The following is a 7,342-nucleotide window of genomic DNA, read 5'->3' on the forward strand; positions in this document are numbered from 1 at the left end:
TCTTAATTGAATAACTTATGTCGTAACGATCGAAACACATTTATCGTTCTGAAGTGTTTTTGGGTTCCATTCCCTAACCCAATAAATTTTATTTATGCCGTGACTCGCACAAAAAGATTGGCAAACATACCTTCATGAAAATAGATGAGGTTATTTCATTGAAAATAAATTGACATAGGGTGTTGAAATGGACCAAAAACATGATAGAGTTCACACGTTAATGATGACCAGCATCATTAACTAACCTTTACTCATTTAATTGAGTAATTGTTCCGATGAAGACTGCAGGAGAGTGGTTATTAATCAAATTTTAACATTTGATTAGCATAACTCGCCGAAGAATTAACTATTTCAGGTGCTACCTAGGTAGCGGGGACTGTAGTTGGAGGAACCTCTGGAGAGAACCGTTAAATCGGTCGCCGAAGGAGCAAGTCTTGCACTCACGCAAGGTGAAACTCTCAGGCAAAAGGACAGAGGAGTGGAAAGTTACAACCTAACTATTTTGCTTGGCCTTCCCGCCTACAACCAATAGCTTAGTTCTTTTAGAGATCGTTGATCTCGTCCTTTCCCTCTTCTCCTTATTAGTTGTTTTATTAAGGGGAAATCATGAACAACCTACAATCTTTACTACAAACCATCGATAATTTTGTCTGGGGTCCACCGCTGCTTATTTTGCTAGTGGGTACAGGTGTTTACTTCACTTTTAGCCTTGGCTTGATCCAGTTTAAACACCTCCCAACAGCGCTAGCGATGGTATTCAGTAAAGATAAGTCATCTAATACTCAAGGTGACGTTTCTAGCTTTGCAGCTCTTTGTACTGCACTCTCAGCAACAATTGGTACTGGTAACATTGTTGGTGTTGCCACAGCAATCAAACTCGGTGGACCAGGCGCTCTATTCTGGATGTGGCTCGCTGCCCTTTTCGGAATGGCGACTAAATACGCCGAATGTTTGTTGGCGGTTAAGTACCGAAGAGTCGATGATAAAGGCCAAATGATTGGTGGCCCAATGTATTACTTGCAATACGGTGTTGGCTCAAAAGCTCTCGCGATCATGTTTGCAGTGTTTGCTTTGGGTGTTGCTTGTTTTGGTATCGGTACGTTTCCACAAGTAAACGCGATTCTGGATGCAAGTGAGATATCTCTTGGTGTTAACCGTGAGCTATCTGCCTTTGTACTAACTCTTTTGATTGCTTTCGTAACTTTGGGTGGCATCAAATCCATTGCTAACGTTGCAGGAAAAGTGGTTCCTACCATGGCTGTATTTTATGTGTTGGCGTGTTTAAGCGTGATCATCATGAATGCAGACCAATTGTTCAATGCCGTTGAATTAGTGCTGGTTTCAGCCTTTACATCAACAGCAGCGACTGGTGGTTTTTTAGGTGCAAGCATCATGCTGGCAATCCAATCAGGTATCGCTCGCGGTGTGTTCTCAAATGAATCAGGCTTGGGTAGCGCGCCTATGGCAGCAGCAGCAGCGAAGACAGACTCTTGTGTTAAACAAGGCCTAATTTCAATGACGGGTACCTTTTTCGATACCATCATTATTTGTACCATGACAGGCCTTGCTCTAATCCTGACTGGTGCATGGCAAAGTGACTTTGCAGGTGCCGCGATGACGACTCATGCTTTTGCGGTGGGTTTAAATGCAGATACATTTGGTCCTATGCTCGTCTCAATCGGTTTGATGTTCTTCGCTTTTACCACCATTCTTGGTTGGAACTACTACGGTGAGCGTTGCGTTGTGTTCCTGTTCGGAACTAAAGCTGTGCTTCCATACAAACTGATTTTCGTCGGCTTGGTGGCATCTGGTGCATTCCTTCACCTCGATATGATTTGGCTACTGGCTGATATCGTAAACGGTCTGATGGCAATTCCTAACCTAATTGGTTTGATCGCACTGCGTCACGTCGTACTGGCAGAAACCAAACTGTTCTTTAGCTCAACATCGCAATCAGGTAAAGTTGAAGCAGTGAAAGCTTAGTGAAACGGCAGGTTTGCGGTCACAAACTGTCAGTCACAGAGAGCAAGACACATTAGAAATGGTAAAACACAAAGCCCGCTATTATTTAGCGGGCTTTATTTATCTTCGGTTAAATGGTTAATCTCTCAACCATTGATGCTCAACGTTTTCTCCACGTTCTTCAAAAAACTTCGCATTTTTTTGCTTGAATTGATCCGCTTTCAACTCTGATAGCGGCCAGTCTAAAAATGCTTCTGTTACAAACGAGTCGCCGACACCAACTTCAATCGATTCCAGATGTTTCCCGATGTAGCGATAAAAGTAGCCTTGCCCAAACGCATCGCACACCATAGGTACATGCCTGACACGTTGATGATTGACAGAGACCGAAGCCCAAGTCGTCGTTTTAGGTTCACAGGTTTGCTCTTTTACAACGTCGACCTCAAATTTATTGTCCATAGTTGTCGAAACAAAAACGACAATAGCGTCATGCAAATACACACGCCTGAGCAATAACTGTTTAGTGTCTTGAGTTCGCGTTTGTTGTATTCCATTAGCAAAAGGCTCGAAGTAGCCCCAGTGCCAAGACCAGATCATGCCGCGTTGCGCAAACTGTACTTGTGGCCACGTATGCCAAGCTACAGCGGCACCTATCCCCACAATAAATACAGCGAGTAGTATCAACAATCGATAAATATTACGCATTAAACGGGTTTTTCAATTAATAACTTCACACCAAGTGCGACTAATACTGCGCCCGTCGCGCCTTCCATCCACTTCATAAAGCTTGCATTCTTTAGTAGATTTTTAGCCGAGTTAAGCGCGCCAGCTAAACCACACTGCCAAACCATCGCAATAGCAAAGTGTACAGATGCCATCATCATTGATTGAAGCAAGGGTGAACCTTCTGGATTCACAAACTGTGGCAAGAAAGCCAAATAGAAGACCGCCGTTTTCGGGTTCAAGACGTTAGAAAGAAAGCCCTCTCTAAAAGAGCGCTTACCATTAAACACTTCGTGAATCTGCTCGGTCACGGTCAATCCATCTTTCGACGACATTAGCGCTTTTAAACTGCTCAAACCAAGCCAGATAAGATAAGCTGCGCCAATCATTTTTACGATTTGGAACAACTCTGCTGATTGCGCAAGAATCGCCGAGATACCAACCGCAGAAAAAAAAGCATGTACGAATAAGCCAAAGCAAATCCCTAGACTGGTTGTACATCCATCTTTTAGGCCCGATCGGCTAGTGTTACGGATAACAAGTGCAGTATCTAAACCTGGCGTTAACGTTAAAATCGTAATGGCAATAATAAATGCCTCGAAATTCAAAATATCCATATTATCGTGATAATTAATTGTTAATCCTTCATCAATACCGCCAATCCACAAGATTCGCAAGCTTCTTTTTTAAGAGAGCTATACAACTGGGTGAGTTTATGGACAATGGGTTGGAGTTAATTGTTAATTATTAGTAAATTAACGCAGGTTGCTTAGTGCAACACCATATGAAGGACCCGTTATCGGGTGTTTAGGGAAAGAACAAAAGAATAAGAGTAGTCACATGAACGCATTTACAAAACTCGTTGAACATTCCAAAAAAGTGGCAAATTTTGAGCATCTATCAGCCATCATAGATTGGGATCAAGCGGCGGTCATGCCACCTGGTGGCGCTGAAGCACGCTCGAATGCCACGGCAGAGCTCGATGTACATATCCATTCTTTAATGACTCAACCGCACTTGGGAGAGCTTTTCGCTCAGGCAGAAGAAGAGACGCTGTCTACAAAAGAAAAATCTATCCTAAGAGAAATGAAGCGTGGGTGGCAGCAAGCTAACTTACTACCAGAATCATTAGTTCAAGCTCAATCTCTTGCTGGCTCCAAATGTGAACATGCATGGCGTACACAACGTGGAGAAAATGACTGGGCTGGTTTTGAAAAGAACTGGGCTGAAGTCGTAAAGCTATCGCAGGAAGAAGCGCAAATTAGAGCCGAAGCAAATGGCACGACTCCTTATGATGCCATGCTCGATGTTTATGAACCTGGCACAACATCTGCGTCGTTAGACATTCTTTTTGCTGACGTGAAAACCTGGCTTCCTACTTTGATCGATGAAGCGCTTGAAAAACAACAATCAGACAACATCTTATTGCCAACTGCACACTACCCTGCGGAAAAGCAAAAAGCGCTCGGTTTGGAAGTCATGAAGCTACTTCAATTCGATTTTGAACACGGTCGACTTGATGAGAGTACCCACCCATTTTGTGGTGGTGTACCGACAGATGTGCGTATTACGACACGTTATAATGAAAACGAGTTTGTCCAATCACTGATGGGGATTGTCCACGAAACTGGCCATGCTCGATACGAGCAAGGGCTACCAAAAGATTTATCAGGAACACCCGCGGGAGAAGCTCGCTCTATGGGTATTCATGAATCACAATCACTCTTCTTTGAAATGCAAATAGGACGAAGCAGCGCGTTTATCGATCACCTCGCTCGACTGGCTTCTAACCATTTTTCTGGTAGTGAATTCGAAAAAGACAATTTAGCCAAAATTTACACTCGCGTAGAAAAAGGCTTTATTCGCGTAGATGCTGACGAACTAACATATCCTGCTCACGTTATTCTTCGATATGAAATTGAGCGAGATCTCATGAACGGCGTCATCAAACATACAGATGTACCAGAACTCTGGAACGAAAAGATGAAAGCGTACTTGGGGCTATCAACCGAAGGAAACTTCAAAAATGGCTGTATGCAAGATATCCATTGGACAGACGGAAGTTTTGGCTATTTCCCGTCCTACACGCTCGGTGCGATGTACGCTGCACAATTTATGGCAGCAATGAAACAAACCGTCGATGTAGATGCGGTTATTCGTTCTGGCGACTTAGCTCCGATATTCAATTGGCTCTCGGAAAACATCTGGAGTAAAGGTAGCTTATTCACCACTGATGAGTTGGTAAAACAAGCCACGGGTGAAACACTGAATGCTAAACACTTTCAAGCTCACCTAAAAGATCGCTACTTATAAAGCGAAAAGAATAGAAAGTAAATGCCCAAGGTTCGTATGTTCCTTGGGCTTTTTGTAGGCTCTCTATGTGTTATGCCAAGCTAGGGATGAGCCTAGGCTTGTACAAACAGTCCTCACCCTCTGGTCTAGTTTTAAACCGACGATGAAGCCACATATACTGGCTCGGACTTGCCATGATTGATGTTTCAACTATTTGATTCACGAATGCGGCGGCACGTTGATGATCCTCTTTCGGGAAACCTTCGACGGGCGCACTAATGGTTAGGGTATAGTGTCCGTCTTTTCCTCTTACCATCGTAAAAGGCACAATGGCGCAATCTGTAGAATCAACCAACAAACTTGTACCTGTCGTAGTACAAGCATTTTTAACGGCAAATAACGGTGCAAATGTCGAGCGTCGGTTACCATAATCATGGTCCGGTGCATACCAAACCCGCTCACCCGTTTTAAGTGCTTCAAGCATGGCTTTGACGTTTTTACGATCAATCAGTGTACGATTAGAGCGAGAGCGTCCCTTATACTGAAAATAATCAAAGCACGGATTATTGTTTGGGCGATAAACACCGGTTCCAGACTTTTTAATGCCAAAAGCTCGAGCACCTAACTCTAGATTCATTGAGTGTACGGCCAACATTAATGCACCTTTGCCTGACTTCTCTAAAGCCTCTAGATGCTCCATGCCTTTTATCGTGACGTGTTTGTTTACCCGTTTATCTGACCAAAACCATGCCATTGCGGTCTCAAAAAGTGCGATGCCAGTATTGTCGATGTTGTCTTTTAGAATTGCTTCGCGTTGGCATTTTTCCATATGAGGGAAGCAAAGCTCAAGATTGCGTCTGATCGTAACTTGACGTTTTCTCATGAATCGCATAGCTAAACGACCAATGTTGCGTCCCAAAGCTAGTTGAACTTTAAAAGGAAGGAGGCTAAGTAAGTACATCACGCTAATGATAATTAACGTTCCCCAGTAACGAGGCAAAAGAAATTCGGCCTTGAATGCAGGCTTTTTGTATTTGTTCATGTAAGTATTGTCAGATGTGCCCATCTATAAGTGATAAAAACAATGATAATGGACTGCACTTTTATCATTGATAACGCTAATAACATAAATTAAAGCGCGCGGATTCTATGGTTCTTCGACACACTACACAATAAGAACTTTGCAGAAATATGTAGGGAATGAAAAAGCAGTAAAGATGAGTCGCCACGTTAACATCTATCGGAGTGATTTATCTACTGCCCTTTCCTAAAGTTTGAAGAAACATAACTTTGTATTTTCAATGCGCTAAATAATGTCTATTTTTCAATCACATAATGCGACTGTTATGAATACAACAATAAGACGTCATATCAATACTCGCCATTAGCGATTGAATTTGCACTAAAAAGCCGCAGCAATTTCTCGCTGCGGCTTCTTATTCACTTAACAAGTAGAGTGGCGTTATTCGTGCCCTACAGTTTTGGATAATAAATTTACGATCAACACACCAGCGATGATAAACCCAATACCAACTAGGGCTGGTAAGTCTAGACGCTGTCCGTAAACAAAGTAACCAACCGTCGCAACCAAAACGATCCCAGCACCACTCCATATGGCATAAACAACCCCAACAGGCATTGTTTGCACTGTGACGGAAAGCAAGAAGAAAGCGATGCCGTAACCAATCAAAACGACTGTGCTCGGCATTACTTTCGTAAATTGCTCTGTTTTGGGAATATAAGAAGTGGCAATCACTTCACATACAATCGCGATCGACAGCGCCAACATTGGTGGCATAGAGACAAGCATTTTGAACATAAGGCATTAACGCTCAACAGAAATGTAACCGACAACATGTCCGGATAATTAGGCCGCGCATTATACCCAACTCATCTCACGATGGAATACCACTAACGATGTTTACACACCATCACTTTCGCTTACTTTTTGATGACCAGGTGAAAGGCTGACGTTTTGGTGCTGACGAGAAATTTCAAAGTAGATATGCATATCAATCGGCTCAGGTGTATTGAGTAGCATCTTACCTACTTCACGTTGGAAATGACCATAATTACCTAGCTCATCCGTTAGTTCTAGGAGCTCGTAAGAGGCTTCATCGGCAAACATTCCATACGCATACTGATAATGACTGATATCCTTGCTCTTATCATAACCCAGCTTTTGAAGAGCTTGATCAATCTCTTCCGGCGTATAAATATCTTTATCACCAAACGAATGCAGTAGCACGCAAGGAACTTCTTGAGCTATGCTCTGAATCTTTGTCTTTCTCTTGAAAATACCGAACATAATGTCCTCCACTGACGATGTTTCCAAATATGCACATTAATGCAAAATGGTGAGCTG

At 42.8% G+C, this 7,342-nt stretch carries 7 protein-coding genes and 1 riboswitch; of the genes, 2 read left to right on the forward strand and 5 right to left on the reverse strand.

All coding sequences use genetic code 11. The features are described 5' to 3' along the window. Nucleotides 1–384: 384 nt before the first annotated feature. A riboswitch (glycine riboswitch) is annotated at nucleotides 385–484 on the forward strand. A 122-nt stretch (nucleotides 485–606) separates the two neighbouring features. Next, nucleotides 607–1,983: an alanine/glycine:cation symporter family protein gene (locus IQR33_RS26330; RefSeq protein WP_193837411.1), complete on the forward strand. Its 1,377-nt coding sequence runs from the start codon at nucleotides 607–609 to the stop codon at nucleotides 1,981–1,983. Between the two features lie 117 nt (nucleotides 1,984–2,100). Here the strand turns inward: IQR33_RS26330 and IQR33_RS26335 are convergent, their stop codons facing one another. Together IQR33_RS26335 and IQR33_RS26340 are read right to left on the reverse strand one after the other, a co-directional pair. After that, nucleotides 2,101–2,667, reverse strand: coding sequence for a hypothetical protein (locus tag IQR33_RS26335; RefSeq protein ID WP_005385713.1), 567 nt, complete (start codon nucleotides 2,665–2,667; stop codon nucleotides 2,101–2,103). Next, nucleotides 2,667–3,302: a LysE family translocator gene (locus IQR33_RS26340; RefSeq protein WP_017820932.1), complete on the reverse strand. Its 636-nt coding sequence runs from the start codon at nucleotides 3,300–3,302 to the stop codon at nucleotides 2,667–2,669. The genes IQR33_RS26335 and IQR33_RS26340 overlap by 1 nt, the downstream gene beginning before the upstream one ends. Nucleotides 3,303–3,525: 223 nt before the next feature. Here IQR33_RS26340 and IQR33_RS26345 point away from each other — a divergent pair, with 223 nt between their 5' ends. Next, nucleotides 3,526–4,998: a carboxypeptidase M32 gene (locus IQR33_RS26345; RefSeq protein ID WP_005377788.1), complete on the forward strand. Its 1,473-nt coding sequence runs from the start codon at nucleotides 3,526–3,528 to the stop codon at nucleotides 4,996–4,998. Between the two features lie 70 nt (nucleotides 4,999–5,068). Here IQR33_RS26345 and IQR33_RS26350 read toward each other — a convergent pair whose 3' ends face one another. From IQR33_RS26350 to IQR33_RS26360, 3 genes are all read right to left on the reverse strand, one after another. After that, nucleotides 5,069–6,019: an LpxL/LpxP family Kdo(2)-lipid IV(A) lauroyl/palmitoleoyl acyltransferase gene (locus tag IQR33_RS26350; protein WP_137281935.1), complete on the reverse strand. Its 951-nt coding sequence runs from the start codon at nucleotides 6,017–6,019 to the stop codon at nucleotides 5,069–5,071. Between the two features lie 420 nt (nucleotides 6,020–6,439). Beyond that, nucleotides 6,440–6,775: a DMT family transporter gene (locus IQR33_RS26355; RefSeq protein WP_069593657.1), complete on the reverse strand. Its 336-nt coding sequence runs from the start codon at nucleotides 6,773–6,775 to the stop codon at nucleotides 6,440–6,442. A gap of 123 nt (nucleotides 6,776–6,898) precedes the next feature. Continuing rightward, the gene (locus IQR33_RS26360) at nucleotides 6,899–7,285 is read right to left on the reverse strand and encodes a DUF6559 family protein (RefSeq protein ID WP_005377791.1); all 387 of its coding nucleotides are present in this window, start codon (nucleotides 7,283–7,285) and stop codon (nucleotides 6,899–6,901) included. Nucleotides 7,286–7,342: the final 57 nt, after the last annotated feature.

Source organism: Vibrio sp. OPT46 (assembly GCF_015163535.1).
Taxonomy (GTDB): Bacteria; Pseudomonadota; Gammaproteobacteria; order Enterobacterales; family Vibrionaceae; genus Vibrio; species Vibrio alginolyticus.